This is a genomic window from Rhodovulum euryhalinum, from assembly GCF_004342445.1.
Lineage (GTDB): Bacteria > Pseudomonadota > Alphaproteobacteria > Rhodobacterales > Rhodobacteraceae > Rhodovulum > Rhodovulum euryhalinum.
Genome location: NZ_SLWW01000010.1, coordinates 90,992 through 110,394 on the forward strand (window position 1 = coordinate 90,992; position 19,403 = coordinate 110,394).

Genomic DNA, 19,403 nt, shown 5'->3' on the forward strand with positions numbered 1-19,403 from the left:
GCTGCGGTTCTCCGCCGCCTGCCCTCAGGCCGAGCGCAGCACCGCCGGACGCTCGCCCGCCGCCCAGGCCGCGACCGCCCGGCCGAACGCCTCGAACAGCGGGCGCGAAACCGGGTCGCAGGCGGCCTTGTATTCGGGGTGCCACTGCACCGCGAGCGCGAAACCCGGCGCGTCCGCCACGTGCAACGCCTCGGGCGTTCCGTCGGGCGCCCAGCCCTCGATCACGATCCGGGATGCGGGTGTCTTGATCCCCTGCCCGTGCAGTGTGTTGGTCATCACCTCGGTCGCGCCCAGCAGTCTGTGGAACAGCCCGCCCTCGACCAGCGTCACCTTGTGGCGCAGGGCGAATTTCTCTTCCAGCGTTCCGTCGGGCGGCATCCGGTGGTTCATCCGCCCCGGCAGGTCGCGGATTTCCGGATGCAGCGTGCCGCCAAGCGCCACGTTGACCTCCTGAAAGCCGCGGCAGATGCCGAAGAGGGGCTGCCCGCGCTCGACCAGTTCGCGGATCAGTGGCAGCGCGATCGCGTCGCGCGCCCGGTCGAAGGCCCCATGCGCCTCGGTCTCGGGCTCGCCATATTCCTCGGGGTGGACGTTGGGCCGCCCGCCGGTGAACAGGAAGCCGTCGAAGCTTTCCAGCAGTTCGGGCACCGTCACAAAGCGCGGATCGGCCGGGATCAGCAGCGGCAGCGCACCCGCCACCTCGGCCACGGCCTCGGAATTCATCGTGCCGCCGGCATGCGCGGGATACTGATCGTTGATCAGGTAGCTGTTGCCGATGATGCCGACCCGGGGGCGCGCCATGTGATCCTCGTCTCAAGGGTTTCGGTCACGATACAGGGCATCGCGGTCGGGGTGAAGGCCCGCCCCCGCCGCGCGGCCCTTTCGGCAGCGGTCCGAGCAATACCGCACGTTTTCCCAGTCCTTCGCCCATTTCCTGCGCCATGTGAACGGTCTGCCACAGGTGGCGCAGGTCTTATGGGGCAGATCCCCCTTGCGCCGCATTCTCCCCCTCACAGATCGAGGCTCAACTGCCGCGCATCGCCCCGGCGCCGCACGGGGTCGCGGTCGTTGACGAAGCGACCCGTGCGGTCGGCGCGCGAGGCGTGCCGCGCAACGATCCGCGCGGCCTCGTCGCGAAAGCCTGCCCGCGCCCGCACCGCCCAGACAGCGCCCCGCGCCGCCCGGCCCGCCGCGGCCAGGTCCACGACCGGGGCCGGATAGCGGCGGCCCAGAAGCCGCCCCGCCCCCTCCCAGCGCCAGGGGTCCTGCAGGAACGCATCCGGCACCGCGGCAAGTTCCGGCAGCCATTCCCGGGTGAACACGCCTTCCGGATCCTGCTCTTGCCCCTGCTTCACAGGGTTGTAGATGCGGATCGTGTTGATCCCCGTGGTGCCCGCCTGCATCTGCATCTGCGGCCAGTGGATGCCGGGTTCGTAATCGGTGAACATCCGCGCCAGATGCGCCCCCGTCGCCCGCCAGTCCAGCCACAGGTGATGGGACGCGACAGAGACCAGCATCGCCCGCATCCGGAAGTTGAGCCATCCCGTCGCGATCAGCGACCGCATGCAGGCATCGACGAAAGGCAGCCCGGTTTCGCCCCGCGCCCACGCCGCCAGCCGCGCGGGGTCGGGATCGCGGGGGCGCAGCCCCTCGTAGGCCGGGTGCAGGCAAAGGTTTTCCAATCGGGGCTCGTCCTCGAGTTTCTGCATGAAATGATCCCGCCAGGCCAGCCGCGACGCAAAGCTCCCGAGGCTGCCCGCCCAGCCGTCCCGGGTGCCCCGCGCCTCGGTCCGGCGCCGCGCCGCCGCCTGCTCGACCTCGCGCGCCGACAGCGTGCCCAGCGCCAGATGGGGCGACAGCCGCGAACAGGCGGTGGTAGCCGACAGGGGCGAGGCCATGGCGCGGCGATAGTCCTGTCCGCGAACATCCAGAAAGGTTTCCAGAAGGCCCAGCCCCTCGGCCCGCCCGCCCTTTTGCCGCCCCGGGCAGGGATCGAAGCCAAGGCCCAAATCCCGCGCCTCGGGGATGGCGCCGGGCAGCATGCCGGGCAGACCGCGCAGCGCGGCCGGGGGCGGGACCGGCGGTGCGCGCATCCTGCGGTCGCGCGCCGCGGCCCAGCCGTCGCGCCCCTGCAACCGCCGCACCACGCCCGATTGCGGAACTTCCTCCCAGCGCAGGCCGCAGCCCCGTACCCAGGCCGCCACGCGCCGGTCGCGGGCATAGGTCCAGCCGTTGCCGGTTTCCTCGTGGCTGACCAGCCGCGCCACGGGCAGGCTGCCGGCCAGCGCGTCGAACACCTCGACCGCGTCGCCCACCACCACCTGCAGGGGCGCGCCAAGCCCCGCCAGCGCCGCCGACAGGTCGCGGAGCGATTCCGCCGTGAAACGCCATTGCCGGGCCGAGACGTCGGGCTGGCGCCAATAGTCGGGCTCGACGATGTAAAGCGGCAGCACCGCGCCCTCGCCCGACGCGGCCAGCGCCAGGGCGGCGTGATCGGCAAGCCTGAGATCGCGCTTGAACCAGAGAATCGTCACGTCCATGGCGAGAACATAAATCGAACATCCGGGGCCGCAATGCGGGCATCTTGCACCCGCCGCGCCAAAGGATAGGTCTTGGGCAGCCCAAGTGGAGAGAGTGATGAAAGACGCAAGCCCCCAGGCGCTGTACCTCGCCGACTACACGCCCCCCGCCTATCTGGTCGACCGGGTGGAGCTGACCTTCCGCCTGCATCCGACCGCAACGCGGGTCGTCTCGCGCATCGCCTTCCGCCCGAACCCGGTGACGACCGACCGGCGGTTCTTCCTGCATGGCGAGGGGCTGACACTGATCTCGGCGGCGATCGACGGCAGCCCTGTGACCCCCGCGATCACCCAAGAGGGGCTGACCTGCGACGTGCCCGACGCTCCCTTCACCTGGGCGGCCGAGGTCGAGATCGCACCGCAGGAAAACACAGCCCTCGAAGGTCTTTACATGTCGAACGGCATGTATTGCACGCAATGCGAGGCCGAGGGCTTCCGCAAGATCACCTGGTATCCCGACCGCCCCGACGTGATGGCGCCGTTCCGCGTGCGGATCGAAAGCGACCTGCCCGTGCTGCTGTCGAACGGCAACCCGGTAGCGCAGGGGCCGGGCTGGGCCGAGTGGGACGATCCCTGGCCCAAGCCCGCCTATCTCTTCGCGCTGGTCGCGGGCGATCTGGTGGCGACCTCGGACAGCTTCACCACCTGCGAGGGGCGCAAGGTGGACCTGAACATCTGGGTCCGCCCCGCCGACCAGGGCAAGGCCGATTACGCGCTGGACAGCCTGATCCGCAGCATGCGCTGGGACGAACAGGTCTATGGCCGCGCCTATGACCTCGACGTGTTCAACATCGTCGCGGTGGACGATTTCAACATGGGCGCGATGGAGAACAAGGGGCTGAACATCTTCAACTCGCGCTATGTTCTCGCCAGCCCCGAAACCGCCACCGACCGCGACTACGAGAACATCGAGCGCATCATCGCGCACGAATACTTCCACAATTGGACGGGCAACCGCATCACCTGCCGCGACTGGTTCCAGCTGTGCCTGAAGGAGGGGCTGACGGTGTTCCGCGACCAGCAATTCGCGGGCGACGCGCGGTCCCATGCGGTCAAGCGGATCGAGGATGTCATCACGCTGCGCGCCCGCCAGTTCCGCGAGGATGGCGGGCCGCTGGCACACCCGGTCCGGCCTGAAAGCTATACCGAGATCAACAACTTCTACACCGCAACCGTCTACGAGAAGGGCGCCGAGGTGATCGGGATGCTGCGCCGACTGGTCGGCCCCGGGGGCTACGACAAGGCGCTGGCGCTCTATTTCGACCGCCATGACGGGCAGGCCGCCACCATCGAGGACTGGCTGAAGGTGTTCGAGGAGGCGACGGGGCGGGATCTGTCGCAGTTCAAGCGGTGGTATTCGCAGGCGGGCACGCCGCGCCTCAAGGTGACGGACGACTTCAAGGACGGCACCTATACCCTTCACGTCGAACAGAAAACCCCGCCCACGCCCGGCCAGCCCGACAAGCACCCGCAGGTGATCCCGCTGGCGGTGGGCCTGCTGTCGCCCAACGGCGACGAGGTGGTGCCGACGACCGTGCTGGAGGTGACCGAAGCGCAGCAGTCCTTCACCTTCGAGGGGCTAGCCACGCGGCCGGTCCCCTCGCTGCTGCGCGGGTTCTCGGCGCCGGTGATCCTCGACCGCGAGACTACGGCCGAAGAACGCGCCTTCCTGCTGGCGCACGACACCGACCCCTTCAACAAGTGGGAGGCGGGCCGGGCGCTGGCCCGCGATGTGCTGGTGGCGATGGTGACCGAGGGCGCCGCCCCCGCGCCCGCCTACCTGGACGCGCTGGCCGCCATGGCGCGGGACGAGGCGCTGGACCCTGCCTTCCGCGCACTGGCGCTCGGCCTGCCGGGCGAGGACCAGCTGGCCGAGGACCTGCATTCCAGGGGAATCACCCCCGACCCGCTGGCAATCCACGCCGCGCGCGAGCGGCTGAAAGCGGCGGTAGCCGCCCATCTGCGCCCGCTCTGGGGCCCGCTTTACGACCAGATGACCTGCCCCGGCCCCTACAGCCCCGGCGCGGCCGATGCCGGGCGGCGGGCGCTGCGCCTCGCTGCGCTGGGCCACATGGCGCGGCTCGATGGCGGGGCGAAGGCGCGCGGCCACTTCGCGCAGGCCAACAACATGACCGACGAGATCGGCGCGCTGGCGATCCTGCTGGAGATCGGGACCGGCGAGGACGAACTGGCCCGCTTTGCCCGGCGCTGGGCCCATGACCGGCTGGTGATGGACAAGTGGTTCGCGCTGCAGGCCTCGCTGGCCGCGCCCGACCGCGCCGTCGACCGCACGAAGATGCTGACGGAACATCCTGATTTCACGTGGAAGAATCCCAACCGCTTCCGCGCCGTGATCGGCGGGTTCACGATGAATGCGGCAGGCTTCCACGATGCCTCGGGCGCGGGCTACGACCTGGTGGCGGACTGGTTGATCCGGCTGGACGCGGTCAACCCGCAGACGGCGGCGCGCATGTCCACCGCGTTCGAGACCTGGACCCGCTACGACGCGGACCGGCAGGCGCGGATGCGCGCCGCGATGGAACGGATCGCCGCGCGCGACGGGCTCAGCCGCGACATGGCCGAGATGGTGGGCCGGCTGCTGGCCGCCGGGCGATAACCCGCCGCAAAGGTGCGAATCGTTTTGACCCGGCGGGGGGGAATCGGCTCTGCTGTCACCGTGGCGTCACCGGGATATGGTGGGAAGGATCATGCAGGACCGAATCGACCCCCTGATCGAGGAACGCGCTCCGTGGCTCTTTGCAGACCACCCGTGGAGCGCCCCCGCGCGCCGCGTGCTGACCGGCCTGCTGGGCTATCCCCGTACCGTGGCGCTGGGTGAATTGCTGCAACACCATCCCGCCCCGGTCATCATGGACGAGATGGCCCGCCTGCTGGCGCGCGACGTCCGGGTCACCGGGCTGGACCACATCCCCGCCGCGGGGCCCGCGCTGATCGTGGCGAACCACCCCACCGGCATCGCCGACGGCGTGATGCTATGGAGCCTCTTGCGCGAACGGCGGCCCGACCTGTTCTTCTACGCCAACCGCGACATCCTGCGCGTACTTCCGCAGATGGAAGAGATCATCGCGCCCGTGGAATGGCGCGAGGAAAAGCGCAGCCATGCGAAGATGCGCGAGACCATGGCCTATACGCGCGAGGCGATCGAGGCCGGCCGGCTGGGCGTCATCTTCCCCTCGGGGCGGCTGGCCAAGCGGCGGGGGCTTTCGCTGCATGAACGCCCCTGGATGGCGTCGGCGGCGACGATCGCGCGCAAGTTTGACCTTCCGGTGATCCCGATCAACATCCGCTCGCGCAACTCGGTGCTGTTCTACCTGTTCGACCTGATCCACCCGACGCTGCGGGATATCACGCTGTTCCACGAAACGCTGAACAAGGACCGCCAGCCCTACCGGATGACGGTGGGCGCACCGATTTCGCCCGCGGCCCTGCCGGTGCGGTCCGAGGACGGAATCGAGTTGCTGCGCGCCGCCACGCTGGCCCTGGGGGGCCGTCACGCGCCGCGGGTCAGCCTGTTGCAGGTCACCCGCCGCCCAAGCTGGGTCAAGTCGACGGCGCTGGGCTGACCCACCCCCTCAGGCAGGGGCCGCGCCGCCCGCGGCAGCCGCCCGCGCATAGCGGCGCAACACGTCCTGGACCGCCTCGATCAGCACGGTTTCGGCATCCTCTGCCGCCTCGGGCAAGCGCGGCAGGAACTGGCGCAGCACCGGCGCGGGAATCCTGCGCCCGGCAAGGCGGTCCATCAGCGCCCCGACCGCCGCCTGCGCCGCGGGCGCAGGCCAGTAGTACCGGATACGGTCGGACAGGCTGAAATGGCGCTGAAGCCATTGCTCGGCCGGCGGTCCGGGATAGTAGGCCGACCAGTGGCCGGGGGCGGCCCGCATCACCGCATCCATCGTCGCCATCAGCCGTCCCTGCGGCGGGTGCCCGTCCAGCACGTCGGCCACGGCATCAAGCCCGTAGAGCGCCTCGCGCAGCGCAAAGGTCAGCCACGGCCCGACCTTGAGGATGGCGAACCCGTCCTCGACCAGCGCGGCGAGCGCCGCCTCGGACTGGTAGTCGGTGGAATGTGCCTCGAAGACAAGGCCGGGCAACCGGTGCAGGGTCTGCGACAGGGCCTGCGCCCCGGCACGGTCGTAATGCACCACGTCGGCATGGCCGAACTCGACCCCGGGCTGCACGACCAGCGCGATCACCCGGCCAAAGGCGTCATCGAGCCCCCGCGCGGCAAAGGCGTGGCGGTGCACCTCGTGGGTGCGCAGGACCGCGGCGGGTTCGGTGACCTGCAGATGGTCCAGCGCGTCGACCGCACCGCCCGGGACGGGCACCTCGGTGCCGATGACATAGACCGGCGCGAGCGTACCCGCCCGATGCGCCTCGGCCCGCGCGGCCAGCCGCGCCGCGCGCTCGGCCGTCAGCGCGTCGGACAGCGCCGGCGGCTCGCCCTTGCAGCCCATCGAGGTGTCGAGATGCAGCTTGCTGAAGCCCGCCGCCGCATAGGCCGCTACCATCGCCTCGGCCCGGGCCATCGCATCATCGGCGGGCAGGTGCTTCCACGGGTTCGGGCCAAGGTGGTCGCCGCCGAGGATCAGCCGCGTGCCGTCGAACCCGGCGGCCCCGGCGATGGCCTCGACGAAGCGGCGGAAATCGGCGGGCGTCATGCCGGTATAGCCGCCCTCCTGATTCACCTGGTTGCAGGTGGCCTCGATCAGCGCGGGCCGATCCAGGTCACGCGCCAGCCGCAGCGCGGCCTCGATCACCAGCGGATGGGCCGAGCAGACCGAGGGGATGCCGCAAGGGCGGCCCGCGTGAAACGCCCGGGCGATGTCGAGAAGGGGGTGCCGCATCAGGACGCCCCCCGATGCGGGCCGGCCAGCGCGTGCAGGCTGGCCAGGTCGGACACGCCCTCCATCGGCCCGCGCCGTGTGACCGCCATCGCCCCGGCCGCGGCGGCAAGCGCCAGCGCCTCGGCAGGCGCCGCCCCGCGCAGCCAGAGCGCGGCAAAGGTGGCGCCAAAGCAATCCCCTGCCCCGGTCGGGTCGATCTCGTCCACCGGGAAGGCCGGGCACCAGAGACTGCCCCCGGTGTCGTGATGGCGGGCCCCCGCGGCGCCCTGCTTGTGAACGACGGTGCGGATGCCGTCGGCCAGCAGCTCGCGCACCGCATCCTCGGGGTGCTGCGCGCGGGTCAGCAGGGTCAGTTCGTCGCCGCTGGGCAGGTAGAGGTCGGTCAGCGCCAGCACCCGCTCCATCGCGTCGCGCAGGCCGGGGGCATCCAGGATCTCGGGCCGCAGGTTCGGGTCGAACGAGACCGTGCCGCCCCGCCCCCGGACCGCCGCCGCCGTTTCCAGGTTGAGGGCGATGAGTTCCGGGCTCGACAGCGACGAGCCCATCACGTGCAGGTGTTCGGCGGCGTCCAGAACCTTGCGGACCGCATCGGACATCGGGATCCGGCCGCAGGCGGCGTGGCGGATGTTGAAGACGAAATCGCGCCCGCCATCCGGGCGATAGCGCACGAAGGCCGTGCCGGTGGGCCGGTCGGGATCGACGGCGATGGCCGAGATGTCGACGCCGTCACGGGCCAGCCTGTCGGTGTTCACCCGCCCGAAATCATCGTCGCCCACGGCCGAGACGATGGCCACGGGCTGGCCCAGCCGCGCCGCCTGCCCGGCAAAGATCGCGGGCGCGCCCGAGGGGAAAGGCCCTGTCAGCGGGATCGGTTCGCGGAACCCGTCGCCGGGCGTGTCGGCCATGATCTCGACGAGGATCTCGCCGATGACGACGATCTTCTTCATCTTTTCCCCCGTCGCATGGCGGCCGCGGCAATCCCTTGACCGGTGCCACCCGCCCCCCATAGTGTCAAGGAATTATTTTACGCGCGCCAATTTCTCTGATGAGTCCCGGGCCAGAAACCGCGTGGACGACGGAGGCTTGGGCCGCAGGCGGGCCGGAGACCGGGACATGGACGGACACAAGATCAGGAACATGGAGGAGTTCGCCGCGCTCAGCGGGATTTCCCGGCCGACCGTGTCGAAATACTTCAACGACCCGAACAGCGTGCGGCCCTCGACCCGCAAGCGGATCGAGACGGCGCTGGAACGCTATGACTACCGCCCGAACATCTACGCGGTGAACCAGAACCGGCGCCTGACCAAGAATATCGGCATCGTGGTGCCCTATCTCGCCGACCCGTTCTTCGCCGAGATCGCCCGCACGATCGAGCGGCGCTGCCTCGACGCGGGGTTCTGGCCGATCCTGTTCAGCGCCCATGGCGACCAGGGGGTCGAGAACAACATTCTCGACAGCCTGCGCTCGCTGCGGCCGGCGGGCGTGCTGCTGGCGCCGCTCGGCCGCGCGTCGGACCGCAAGGCGGTAGAACTCTTCTGCCGTGACGTGCCGACAGTCCTGTTCGACAGCGAGATCGAAGGCATCGGCGAAGCCTTTGTCGGATCGGACAATTCCCAGAGCATCGGCATGATCGTCGAGTATCTCTGCCGGACCGGAGAGCCGCCCTGCTTCTTCGAGATGCCACCGGTGAACCCCAATGCCAACAAGCGGCGGCGGGCCTATGTCCAGGCGATGGAGCGGCTGGGCCACACGCCCCACGTGATCCACGTGAACGGCTCGGGCTGGAATTTCGAGGAAGTGGGCCATTCCGAAGGCAAGCGGGTGATCGAAGCGGGCGGCCTGCCGTCCGACACTCTGCTTTGCAGCAACGACCGGCTGGCGATCGGGCTGCTGGCGGCGGCCTATGAAAAGGGGCTGCGGGTCGGGCACGGCCCGGGCTGCGCGCTGCGGATCGCAGGCCATGACGACCACCCCTTCTCGCGCTACACCTGCCCGCCGCTGACCACGGTTTCGCAGAACTACGATGCCATCGCCGGGCACAGCGTCGAGACGCTGTTCCGGCTGATCGAGGCGGGTGGCAAGGCCAAGGCGCGCGAGACGACGCTGTTCGAGGGCAGGCTGGTGATGCGCTTGTCCGCCTGAGGCGCAGGCGTCCCGCCCAAAAAATCGGCTTATCTGAATTTGACGCGCGTAAATAATTAATTGACTCACGCGGGAATTGGACCTTAGCTGCCCGAGGACCATCCAGAACACGAGAGGGAGGAGTCGGATGCGCCTGAGAAATGCCACGGTCGCGGCAACCGCGATCGCCCTGGTCACCGGCGGCAGCGCCGTGGCCGAGGACCTGACCATCGCCACGGTGAACAACTCTGACATGATCATCATGCAGAAGCTGTCGCCGCAGTGGGAGGAAGCCACCGGCCACACGCTGAACTGGGTCGTGCTTGAGGAAAACGTCCTGCGCCAGCGCGTGACCACCGACATCGCCACCAAGGGCGGATCGTTCGACATCGTCACCATCGGCGCCTACGAGGCCCCTATCTGGGGCAAGCAGGGCTGGCTGAACGCACTCGACGACCTGGGCGATGCCTACGACTACGCCGACATCTTCGAGCCGGTGCGCAACGGCCTGTCGGCCGACGGCACGCTTTACGCCGTGCCGTTCTATGCCGAAAGCTCGTTCACCTTCTACCGCACCGACCTGTTCGAGAAGGCGGGCCTGGAAAAGCCCGCCGAGCAGATCACCTATGACCAGTTCGCCGAGATGGTCGCGCAACTGCACGATCCCGAGAACGGCGTCTATGGCACCTGCCAGCGCGGCAAGGCGGGCTGGGGCGAGAACATGGCCTTCGTCGGCCCGATGGTGAACGCCTTCGGCGGGCGCTGGTTCGACATGGAGTGGAACCCGACCATCGACAGCCCCGAATGGAAGGCGGCCATCACCTATTACGTCGACCTGATGAACAACTACGGCCCGCCGGGTGCGTCCTCGAACGGGCACAACGAGAACCGGGCGCTGTTTGCGGACGGCAAGTGCGCGACCTGGGTCGATGCGACCTCGGCGGCGGGCTACATCTTCAATCCGAACGAAAGCTCGGTGGCGGACAAGACCGACTTCTTCCAGGCGCCCAAGCAGGTGACCGACAAGGGAACCGGCTGGTTCTGGGCCTGGGCGCTGGCGGTGCCGTCCTCTTCGACCAAGGTGGACGCGGCCAAGGAGTTCCTGGCCTGGGCGACCTCCAAGGACTACGTGACCCTTGTCGGCGAAAGCGAAGGCTGGGTCGCCGCGCCTCCGGGCACGCGGAAATCGACCTACGAGAACGCCGCCTATGTCGAGGCCGCGCCTTTCGCCAAGACCGTCGAGACCTCGATCCTCGCCGCCAACCCGGCCGATCCGACCAAGGACCCGGTGCCCTATACCGGCATCCAGTTCGTCGCGATCCCCGAGTTTCAGGGTATCGGCAACTATGTCGGCCAGCAGATCGCCGCGGCGCTGGCCGGTCAGCAGAGTGTCGATCAGGCACTGGCCAACAGCCAGACCTTCGCCGTGCGCGAGATGACGAAGGCCGGTTACATCAAGTAACCTCCTCCCGGGGGCGGGCCTGCGCGGTGCGCGGGCCCGCCCATTTCCCGGATTTTCGTGATAGTCTTGCCCCAAGGGCCTTTTTCAGGGCCCCGCCGTCAGTAAGTCCGCAGGGACTTTCCGGAGGAAACGCATGGCGACCAAAGCCTCCCGCGCCGCCGCCCGGCTGATGATCTCTCCGGCCGTATTGCTGCTGCTGGGCTGGATGATCGTGCCGCTCAGCCTGACGGTCTATTTCTCGTTCCTGCGCTACAACCTGCTGATGCCGGGCGACAATCCCTTCGTCGGCTGGGAGAACTACCAGTGGTTCGTCACCGACACCAGTTTCACCGCGGCGATGGTCAACACGCTTCTGCTGGTGGGGGGCGTCCTGCTGATCACGGTGCTGGGCGGCATCCTGTTCGCGCTGCTGCTGGATCAGCCGATGTGGGGACAGGGGGTGATCCGGATCATGGTGATCGCGCCCTTCTTCGTGATGCCGACGGTATCGGGGCTGGTGTGGAAGAACATGTTCATGAACCCGGTGAACGGCATCTTCGGACATATCGCCCAGGGGCTGGGCATGGCGCCCATCGACTTCTTCAGCCAGGTCCCGCTGTTGTCGATCATCGGTATCGTCAGCTGGCAATGGCTGCCCTTCGCCACGCTGATCCTGCTGACCGCGCTGCAATCGCTGGACCAGGAACAACTGGAGGCCGCCGAGATGGACGGGGCAAGCTGGCCCGCGCGGTTCTGGTTCATCATGCTGCCGCATCTGGCGCGGGCGATCACCGTGGTGATCCTGATCCAGACGATCTTCCTGTTGTCGGTCTTTGCCGAGATCCTGGTGACGACGAATGGCGGGCCGGGCACCGCGACCACCAACCTGACCTATCTGATCTACGTCTCGTCGCTGCTGCAATACGACGTGGGCATGGGCAGCGCGGGCGGCGTGATCGCGATCATCCTGGCCAATATCGTTGCGATCTTCCTGATGCGGATGATCGGCAAGAACCTGGACGCGTGAGGAGGCACCCATGGCCCGCGCCACCGCCCCCGCCCGCAAGGCCCTGACCACCGCGATCGCGGGCACGCTGGCCTTCGTGATGTTCTTTCCGATCCTCTGGATCGTGGTCTTGTCCTTCAAGTCCGAGGTCGACGCGATCCGCGCGCCCCTGCAGGTGCTGTCCTCGGGCTGGACGCTGGACAGCTATGGCGCGGTGCAGGAGCGGTCGGACTATTTCAAGCATTTCTGGAACTCGGTGATCATCTCTCTCGGCTCCACGTTTCTGGGCCTTCTGGTCGCAATCCCGGCGGCATGGGCAATGGCCTTCGTGCCCGGCAAGCAGACCAGGAACGTGCTGATGTGGATGCTGTCCACCAAGATGCTGCCGCCGGTGGGCGTGCTGGTGCCGATCTACCTGCTGTTCATCAATTTCGGCCTTCTGGACACCCGCATCGGCCTGGTCGTCGTGCTGATGCTGATCAACCTGCCGATCATCATCTGGATGCTCTACACCTATTTCCGCGAGATCCCGGGCGAGATCCTGGAAGCCGCGCGGATGGACGGCGCGTCCCTGCGCGAAGAGGTGCTCTACGTGCTGACGCCGATGGCGTTGCCCGGCATCGCCTCGACGATCCTGTTGAACGTCATCCTTGCCTGGAACGAGGCGTTCTGGACGCTGAACCTGACCGCGTCCCGGGCCGCACCGCTGACCGCCTTCATCGCCAGTTATTCCAGCCCGGAGGGGCTTTTCTACGCCAAGCTCAGCGCGGCCAGCGTCATGGCGATCGCGCCGATCCTGATCATGGGATGGTTCAGCCAGAAGCAACTGGTCCGCGGCCTGACCTTCGGCGCGGTGAAATAAGGGGGGAGAGATGGGCCGGATCACGCTGAACAATGTCGGCAAGTCCTTCGGCGCGGTCGAGGTGATCCCGCCGCTGGACCTGACCATCGAGGACGGGGAGTTCGTGGTCTTCGTGGGCCCCTCGGGCTGCGGGAAATCCACGCTCCTGCGGCTGATCGCGGGGCTCGAGGACGTCAGCGGCGGCCAGATCCGGATCGACGGCGCCGACGCGACCGGCCTGCCGCCGGCCCGGCGCGGGCTTGCGATGGTATTCCAGTCCTACGCGCTTTACCCGCACATGAGCGTGCGCAAGAACATCGCCTTTCCGCTGCGCATGGCCGGGATGGACAAGGCCGAACAGGACCGCCGGGTGGCCGAGGCCGCCCGCGTGCTGAACCTGACCGACTACCTCGACCGCCGGCCCGGCCAGCTTTCGGGCGGCCAGCGCCAGCGCGTGGCCATCGGGCGCGCCATCGTGCGCGAGCCCGCCGCCTTCCTGTTCGACGAGCCCTTGTCGAACCTCGACGCGGCGCTGCGCGTCGGCATGCGTCTGGAAATCAGCGAACTGCACGAGCGGCTGAAGACGACGATGGTCTACGTCACCCATGACCAGGTCGAGGCGATGACCATGGCCGACAAGATCGTCGTGCTGAACGCCGGCCGGATCGAGCAGGTCGGCAGCCCGCTGGACCTCTACCGCAGGCCGCGGAACGTGTTCGTCGCGGGCTTCATCGGCAGCCCCAGGATGAACCTGATCACCGGCCCCGAGGCTGCGCGGCACGGCGCGCATACCATCGGCATCCGCCCCGAGCATATCCGTGTCTCGGACGACGAGACCTGCATCTGGAAGGGCGAGGTGGGCGTGTCGGAACACCTGGGCTCGGACACCTACTTCCACATTCACATGGCCGGGCGGGACGAACCGCTGACCGTGCGGGCGGGGGGCGATGTCGACCTCTACCACGGCGACACGATCTGCCTCAAGCCGGACGAGGCCCATATCCACCGCTTCGACGAAAAGGGACATCGCATCGAATGACACGGCTTGAGGGAAAGGTGGCGCTGGTCACCGGCGGCGCGCGCGGCATCGGCCGGGCGATCTGCGCCGCCTATGTGCGCGAGGGCGCCCGGGTCGCGGTGGCCGACCGGCTGGAGGCCGATGCGCGGGAAACCGCGGCGGCGCTAGGCGGGAACGCGATGGCCGTCGGCATGGACGTGACCGATCTCGGGTCCATTGCCACCGGGGTCAGGGCGGTCGAGGACGCCTGGGGGGGCATCGACATCCTGGTGAACAATGCCGGCATCTTCAACATGGCCCCGCTTGGGGAAATCACCCCCGAGGATTACCGCCGCCAGTTCGACGTCAACGTGGGCGGCACCATCTTCGCTGCGCAGGCCGTGGTGCCGGGGATGCGCCGCCGGGGCGGCGGCTGCATCATCAATTTCAGTTCGCAGGCCGGGCGGCGGGGCGAGCCCAACATCACCATCTACTGTTCCACCAAGGCCGCGGTGATCTCGGTCACCCAGTCGCTGGCGCTGGAACTGGCCAAGGACGGCATCCGCGTGAACGCCATCGCGCCGGGCGTCATCGACACGCCGATGTGGGACGTGGTCGACGGGCTCTTCGCGAAATACGAGAACCGCGAAAAGGGCGAGAAGAAGCGGCTGGTGGGCGAGGCGGTGCCGCTGGGCCACATGGGGACGCCCGAGGAAATCGCAGATCCGGCGGTGTTCCTCGCCTCGGACGACGCGCGCTACATCACCGCGCAGACGCTGAACGTGGACGGCGGGAACTGGATGAGCTGATGCGCCTGTCAAACGCCACGCTGGGCGACCTGCCCGAGGGCATCACGCGGCCCACCTATGACCGCTCGGCGCTCACGCCGGGCATCGTCCATATCGGGCTGGGCAATTTCCACCGCGCGCACCAGTCGTGGTACCTGCACCGGCTGATGCAGCAGGGGCTGGCGCAGGACTGGGCGATCCTTGGCGCGGGTGTGCGGCCCCACGACCGCGCCCAGCGCGAAAAGCTGCTGGCGCAGGATTGCCTGACCACGCTGATCGAGCTTGACCCGTCGGGCAAGTCGGCCGAAGTCGTGGGCTCGATGATCGGCTATGTCCCGATCGAGGAGGGCAACGCCCCCCTGATCGCGCAAATGGCCGACCCCGCGATCCGCATCGTTTCGCTGACCGTGACCGAGGGCGGCTATTTCCTCGACCCGGTGACCAAGGGCTTCGACGCCGCGCATCCCGACATCCGCCACGATGCCGCGAACCCCGACCGCCCGCGCACCGCCTTCGGCGCCATGGTCGCGGCGCTGCGGCTGAGACGCGAGCGCGGCATCGGCCCCTTCACCGGGCAATGCTGCGACAACCTTCAGGGCAACGGCGCGATCCTGCGCCAGACGGTGGTGTCGCTTGCGCGGCTCTCGGACCCGGACCTGGCCGATTGGATCGACGCCAACTGCACCTTCCCGAACTCAATGGTCGACTGCATCGTGCCCGCCACGGGACCCAAGGAACTGGCGCTGGTCCGCGACCTTGGTATCGAGGACGAGGTGCCGGTCACCCACGAGAACTTCCGCCAATGGGTGATCGAGGACGATTTCTGCGCCGGCCGCCCGGACTGGGACCGCGTGGGCGCCACCTTCTCGGACCGGGTGCATGATTTCGAGGTGATGAAAATCCGCATCCTGAACGCGGGCCACCAGGTGATCGCGAACCCGGGCGAGGTGCTGTCGGTCGAGACCATCTCGGGCTGCATGGCGCATCCCCTGATCCGCGCGCTGTTCGACAAGGTCGAGCGCGAGGAGATCGCGCCCCATGTCCAGCCGGTGCCCGGCATGACACCGGGGGCCTATGTCGACCTGATCGCGCGGCGGTTTTCCAACCCCGCCATCGTCGACACCACCCGCCGCGTGGCCTTCGACGGCTCGTCCCGGCACACCGGGTTCCTGTTGCCGATCCTGCGCGACGCGCTGGCCGCGGGCACGCCGGTCGAGGGGCTGGCGCTGGCCGAGGCCACCTGGGCGCGGATGTGCGAGGGCACCCGCGAGGATGGCAGCGCCATCGCGCCCAACGATCCGTTCTGGGACGATCGGGTACAGGCGGCGCGGGCGGCGCGCACCCGCCCCCGCGCCTGGCTGGAGCAGGCGCAGATCTACGGCGACCTCAAGGACGCCCCGCGCTTTGCCGAGGCGTTCGAACGCTGGCTGGCGCTGATCCGGGCCGAGGGGATGGCGGCGGCGATCCGCCGTTACGTCGAGGGCTGAGGCGGTGCGCGCCATCCTCTACCCCGCCCGCGACCGGGTCGAGGTCACCGACCTGCCCGCCCCCCGCCCCGCCGAAGGCGAGGTTGTTGTCGCCATGCGCGCCAGCGGCATCTGCCACACCGATATCGAGGTGCTGCGCGGCAATTACGGCAGGTCGGCCTTTCCGCTGGTGCCGGGCCACGAATACGCGGGCGTCATCGCCGAGCTGGGCCCCGGCGTCACCGGCCTTGCGGTCGGTGACCGGGTGGTGGTGGACCCCAACATCGAGTGCGGCACCTGCCGGGCCTGCCGCCGCGGCTGGGCCCATCTGTGCGAGAGCCTCGGCGCCTATGGCGTGACCGCGAATGGCGGCTTCGCCGAGTTCGGCGCGGTCCGCGCCGGCGCGGTGCACCCGATCGGCGATCTGCCCTTCCCCATCGCCGCGCTGGCCGAGCCGATGGGCTGCGTGCTGAACGGGGTGGCGGCGGCGGATGGCGCCTCGGCGGCCAATGCGCTGGTATTCGGGGCGGGGCCCATCGGCCTTCTGATGGCGATCGCGCTGCGGACCCGGGGCGTCGCCGATATCGCGCTGACCGACCTTGACGAGACGCGGCTTGCGCTGGCCGAAAGCTTCGGCTTCACGCCCGTCGCCGCGGGCAGCGCCGCGCTGGAGCGGCTGCACCACGGGGTCGATCTGGCCGTCGACGCGACCGGCGTGCCCGCCGTGGCCGGGCGACTGACCCGCTATATCGCCAATGGCGGCACCGGGCTTTTCTTCGGCGTCTGCCCGTCCGACGCCCGGATCGAGATCGCCCCCTTCGAGCTGTTCCGCCGCCAGCTGCGCCTTGCCGGGTCACATTCGCTGAACCACAACATCCCCGAGGCGCTGGCGGCGATCCGCGCCTGTGGCCCGGATATCGGGCGCCTCGTCTCACACCAGGTGCCTCTGGACGAGATCGCCCGGATCCTGTCCGACCATCCCCCGCCGGGCAGCCTCAAGATCCAGGCGGTTTGCTGAATGGCGTCCGGCTTGCGCAGGCGGTCCCTGCCGTTCCGCGCGGTGCTGTGGGACATCGACGGCACCCTTGCCGACAGCGAACCACTGCATGAACGCGCGTTCGTCGAGGCCACGCGGGCGCTCGGCCTTGCGTTGCCCGCCGATTTCCACGCCGCGCTGCTCGGGCGGACCGAGACAGAGGCACATGCCTGGCTGGTCGACCGCTGCGGGCTGGAGCTCTCGCTTGCGGCCTGGACCGAACGCCGCCTTGCCGCCTATTTCGCCGGTCTGGAGGATGTGACGCCCCATCCCGTCGCGATCGGTCTCTGGCACCGGTTCGAGGCGCTGGGCCTGCCGCAGGGCACGGTGTCGAATTCCGACCGGCTGATCGTGAACGCCAATCTCGCCCGCCTCGGTCTCGACCGTCCCGGCCTTGTCAGCATCAGCCGCAACGATGTGCGCGCGGCCAAGCCAGACCCCGAACCCTATCTCAGGGGCGCGCATCTTCTGGGCCTCGACCCCGACGAAATCGCCGTGGTCGAGGACAGCGCGACCGGCCTGCGCGCGGCACAGGCGGCGGGGATGCGGGTCTATATGATGCCGGGATTCACTGGCGCGGGGCATGGGGACTGGCAGCCCCTTGCCGCCCTAGCCGAAGTTGCCGAGGACGGCTGAGCCCGCCAGGGAACCGCGCGGGCGGCCGGCTACAGCGTCGCGTTCACCGCACCGCCATCCAGCAGGATGTTCTGGCCGACGATGAAACCCGCATGCTGCGAACAGAGAAACGCGCAGGCCGCGCCGAACTCCTGCGCCGTGCCGTAGCGCCGCGCGGGGATGGTGGCTTCGCGCCGCGTCCGCGCCTCGTCCAGCGTGATCCCTTCGGCCTCGGCCACGCCCCGGTCCAGCGCGTCGGCCCGGTCGGTCGCGTGGATGCCGGGCAGCAGGTTGTTGATCGTCACGCCATGGGGCGCCACCTGCCGCGCGGTCCCCGCGACATAGCCGGTCAGCCCGGCGCGGGCAGAATTCGACAGCCCCAGCACCGGGATCGGCGCCTTGACCGACTGGCTGGTGATGTTGACGACCCGGCCCCAGCCGCGCGCCATCATGCCCGGCATCAGGGCCTTCATCAGCGCGATGGGCGTCAGCATGTTGGCATCGAGTGCGGCGATGAAATCCGCACGCTCCCAGTCGGTCCACATTCCTGGCGGCGGACCGCCGGCATTGGTCACCAGGATGTCGATCTCGCCCGCCGCCGCCAGCACTCTGGCACGGCCGTCTTCGGTGGTGATGTCCGCCGCGACCGCCGTCACCGTCACGCCATGCGCCGTGCGGATCGCCGCGGCGGCCGCCTCCAGCGCCTCGGCGCCGCGGGCGTTCATCACCAGGTCGCAACCCGCCGCGGCCAGCGCCTCGGCGCAACCCCGCCCCAGCCCCCTGGACGAAGCGCAGACCAGCGCCCGCTTGCCGGAAATCCCAAGATCCATCGAAAGCCTCCCATTCGCACATGTCGGACGCGGCATAGCAGCCAGCCGCCCCGCCGGAAAGCCCGGCCCGCGTGGGGCCTAGGACGTCAGCGCCGCCAGCAACGGCGTCCACTGGGCCCGGGTCGGCGCAAAGGCCTTTTGCGGCTTGTCGAACACCGTCAGCCCCGCCTCGGCAAGATCGCCATAGGCGACGCGCTCGGAAATCGCGGCGACCGGGGCCTGCCCGATCCGTTCGGCAAAGGCGGCAAGCCGGGCCGCGTCGCGCCCCCGGGGCCGCACCCGGTTCGCCACCAGTTCGACCCCCGCCTTGCCCTTGCGGATGCGCTTGATCCCGGCGATTTCCTTGAGGAACCGCCGCGTCGCGTCGGCGTCGAAGAAGGACGGCAACACCGGCACCACCACCGCATGCGCCTCGGCCACCAGCGCGGCGGCGTCCGCCTCGTAGATCGACCCGGGCGCGTCCACGATCACCCAGTCCAGCCCCTTGGCGCCCTTGCCCAGCGCCCCCGGCCCGGTCCAGTCCAGCGCCCGGATCGGCGCCACGTCCGCGGGCCGCCGCTTGAGCCAGCGCGAGGCCGATTTCTGCGGATCGGCATCGGCCAGCGCGACCTGCCATCCCCCGTCGGCCAGCGCCGCGGCCAAGGTCACCGCGATGGTGGTCTTGCCGCAGCCGCCCTTGCGATTGGCGATCAGAACCGTCTTCATGGGTTTCCCCTCCACCCCGCGCGCACCCGCCAGCATAACGTCTGCGCCTCGCACCGCAATCGCCGCGCCGCCGCTGCGCTTGACAGGCCCGCCCGCGCCGCCCGATCCTTTGT

The 19,403-nt window shown here is 69.0% G+C and carries 17 protein-coding genes and 1 pseudogene; 11 read left to right on the forward strand and 7 right to left on the reverse strand.

Annotated elements, in window-relative coordinates:
* Positions 1-24 precede the first annotated feature (24 nt).
* The 3 genes and pseudogenes from EV655_RS13150 to EV655_RS13160 all read right to left on the reverse strand — a co-directional run bounded on the left by EV655_RS13150 (position 25) and on the right by EV655_RS13160 (position 2,540).
* On the reverse strand, positions 25-801 hold the full coding sequence (locus EV655_RS13150) for a gamma-glutamyl-gamma-aminobutyrate hydrolase family protein (RefSeq protein WP_132545586.1): 777 nt from the start codon (positions 799-801) through the stop codon (positions 25-27).
* A gap of 66 nt (positions 802-867) precedes the next feature.
* A pseudogene (locus EV655_RS13155) lies at positions 868-1,002 on the reverse strand (DUF2256 domain-containing protein); the annotation flags it as partial.
* Between the two features lie 8 nt (positions 1,003-1,010).
* Positions 1,011-2,540: a cryptochrome/deoxyribodipyrimidine photo-lyase family protein gene (locus EV655_RS13160; protein ID WP_132545590.1), complete on the reverse strand. Its 1,530-nt coding sequence runs from the start codon at positions 2,538-2,540 to the stop codon at positions 1,011-1,013.
* A 97-nt stretch (positions 2,541-2,637) separates the two neighbouring features.
* Between EV655_RS13160 and pepN the strand changes: the two genes are divergently transcribed.
* Together pepN and EV655_RS13170 are read left to right on the forward strand one after the other, a co-directional pair.
* On the forward strand, positions 2,638-5,196 hold the full coding sequence (gene pepN, locus EV655_RS13165) for an aminopeptidase N (RefSeq protein ID WP_132545592.1): 2,559 nt from the start codon (positions 2,638-2,640) through the stop codon (positions 5,194-5,196).
* A 91-nt stretch (positions 5,197-5,287) separates the two neighbouring features.
* Entirely contained in the window at positions 5,288-6,163 is an 876-nt protein-coding gene (locus tag EV655_RS13170) for a 1-acyl-sn-glycerol-3-phosphate acyltransferase (protein ID WP_132545594.1), read from the forward strand.
* 9 nt (positions 6,164-6,172) lie between these two features.
* On the opposite strand, the gene EV655_RS13175 is transcribed toward EV655_RS13170, so the two are convergent.
* Together EV655_RS13175 and EV655_RS13180 are read right to left on the reverse strand one after the other, a co-directional pair.
* Positions 6,173-7,444: a D-tagatose-bisphosphate aldolase, class II, non-catalytic subunit gene (locus tag EV655_RS13175; protein ID WP_132545596.1), complete on the reverse strand. Its 1,272-nt coding sequence runs from the start codon at positions 7,442-7,444 to the stop codon at positions 6,173-6,175.
* The gene (locus EV655_RS13180; RefSeq protein ID WP_132545598.1) at positions 7,444-8,391 is read right to left on the reverse strand and encodes a sugar kinase; all 948 of its coding nucleotides are present in this window, start codon (positions 8,389-8,391) and stop codon (positions 7,444-7,446) included. The genes EV655_RS13175 and EV655_RS13180 overlap by 1 nt, the downstream gene beginning before the upstream one ends.
* Positions 8,392-8,557: 166 nt before the next feature.
* On the opposite strand from EV655_RS13180, the gene EV655_RS13185 reads away from it, so the two are divergent.
* The 9 genes from EV655_RS13185 to EV655_RS13225 all read left to right on the forward strand — a co-directional run bounded on the left by EV655_RS13185 (position 8,558) and on the right by EV655_RS13225 (position 17,776).
* A complete protein-coding gene (locus EV655_RS13185; RefSeq protein ID WP_132545600.1) occupies positions 8,558-9,586 on the forward strand; it encodes a LacI family DNA-binding transcriptional regulator in 1,029 nt (342 codons plus the stop codon).
* A gap of 127 nt (positions 9,587-9,713) precedes the next feature.
* A complete protein-coding gene (locus EV655_RS13190; RefSeq protein ID WP_132545602.1) occupies positions 9,714-11,027 on the forward strand; it encodes an ABC transporter substrate-binding protein in 1,314 nt (437 codons plus the stop codon).
* A 133-nt stretch (positions 11,028-11,160) separates the two neighbouring features.
* On the forward strand, positions 11,161-12,033 hold the full coding sequence (locus EV655_RS13195; RefSeq protein ID WP_132545604.1) for a carbohydrate ABC transporter permease: 873 nt from the start codon (positions 11,161-11,163) through the stop codon (positions 12,031-12,033).
* 10 nt (positions 12,034-12,043) lie between these two features.
* Positions 12,044-12,874, forward strand: coding sequence for a carbohydrate ABC transporter permease (locus tag EV655_RS13200; protein ID WP_132545606.1), 831 nt, complete (start codon positions 12,044-12,046; stop codon positions 12,872-12,874).
* Positions 12,875-12,884: 10 nt separating this feature from the next.
* Complete coding sequence (locus EV655_RS13205) at positions 12,885-13,892, forward strand: ABC transporter ATP-binding protein (protein ID WP_132545608.1); 1,008 nt, start codon at positions 12,885-12,887, stop codon at positions 13,890-13,892.
* Positions 13,889-14,659 carry an L-iditol 2-dehydrogenase gene (locus EV655_RS13210; protein ID WP_132545610.1) on the forward strand — a complete coding sequence of 257 codons (771 nt, stop codon included), beginning with the start codon at positions 13,889-13,891 and terminating at the stop codon, positions 14,657-14,659. Before EV655_RS13205 ends, EV655_RS13210 begins: the two co-directional genes overlap by 4 nt.
* Positions 14,659-16,125, forward strand: a complete 1,467-nt coding sequence (locus EV655_RS13215) for a mannitol dehydrogenase family protein (protein WP_132545612.1) — start codon at positions 14,659-14,661, stop codon at positions 16,123-16,125. Before EV655_RS13210 ends, EV655_RS13215 begins: the two co-directional genes overlap by 1 nt.
* 4 nt (positions 16,126-16,129) lie before the next feature.
* Entirely contained in the window at positions 16,130-17,122 is a 993-nt protein-coding gene (locus EV655_RS13220) for an alcohol dehydrogenase catalytic domain-containing protein (RefSeq protein WP_132545614.1), read from the forward strand.
* Between the two features lie 12 nt (positions 17,123-17,134).
* Positions 17,135-17,776: an HAD family hydrolase gene (locus tag EV655_RS13225; protein ID WP_165905347.1), complete on the forward strand. Its 642-nt coding sequence runs from the start codon at positions 17,135-17,137 to the stop codon at positions 17,774-17,776.
* A gap of 29 nt (positions 17,777-17,805) precedes the next feature.
* Here the strand turns inward: EV655_RS13225 and EV655_RS13230 are convergent, their stop codons facing one another.
* Entirely contained in the window at positions 17,806-18,585 is a 780-nt protein-coding gene (locus tag EV655_RS13230; protein WP_132545617.1) for an SDR family oxidoreductase, read from the reverse strand.
* Positions 18,586-18,663: 78 nt separating this feature from the next.
* Positions 18,664-19,290, reverse strand: a complete 627-nt coding sequence (locus EV655_RS13235) for a ParA family protein (protein WP_132545619.1) — start codon at positions 19,288-19,290, stop codon at positions 18,664-18,666.
* Between the last annotated feature and the right edge of the window lie 113 nt (positions 19,291-19,403).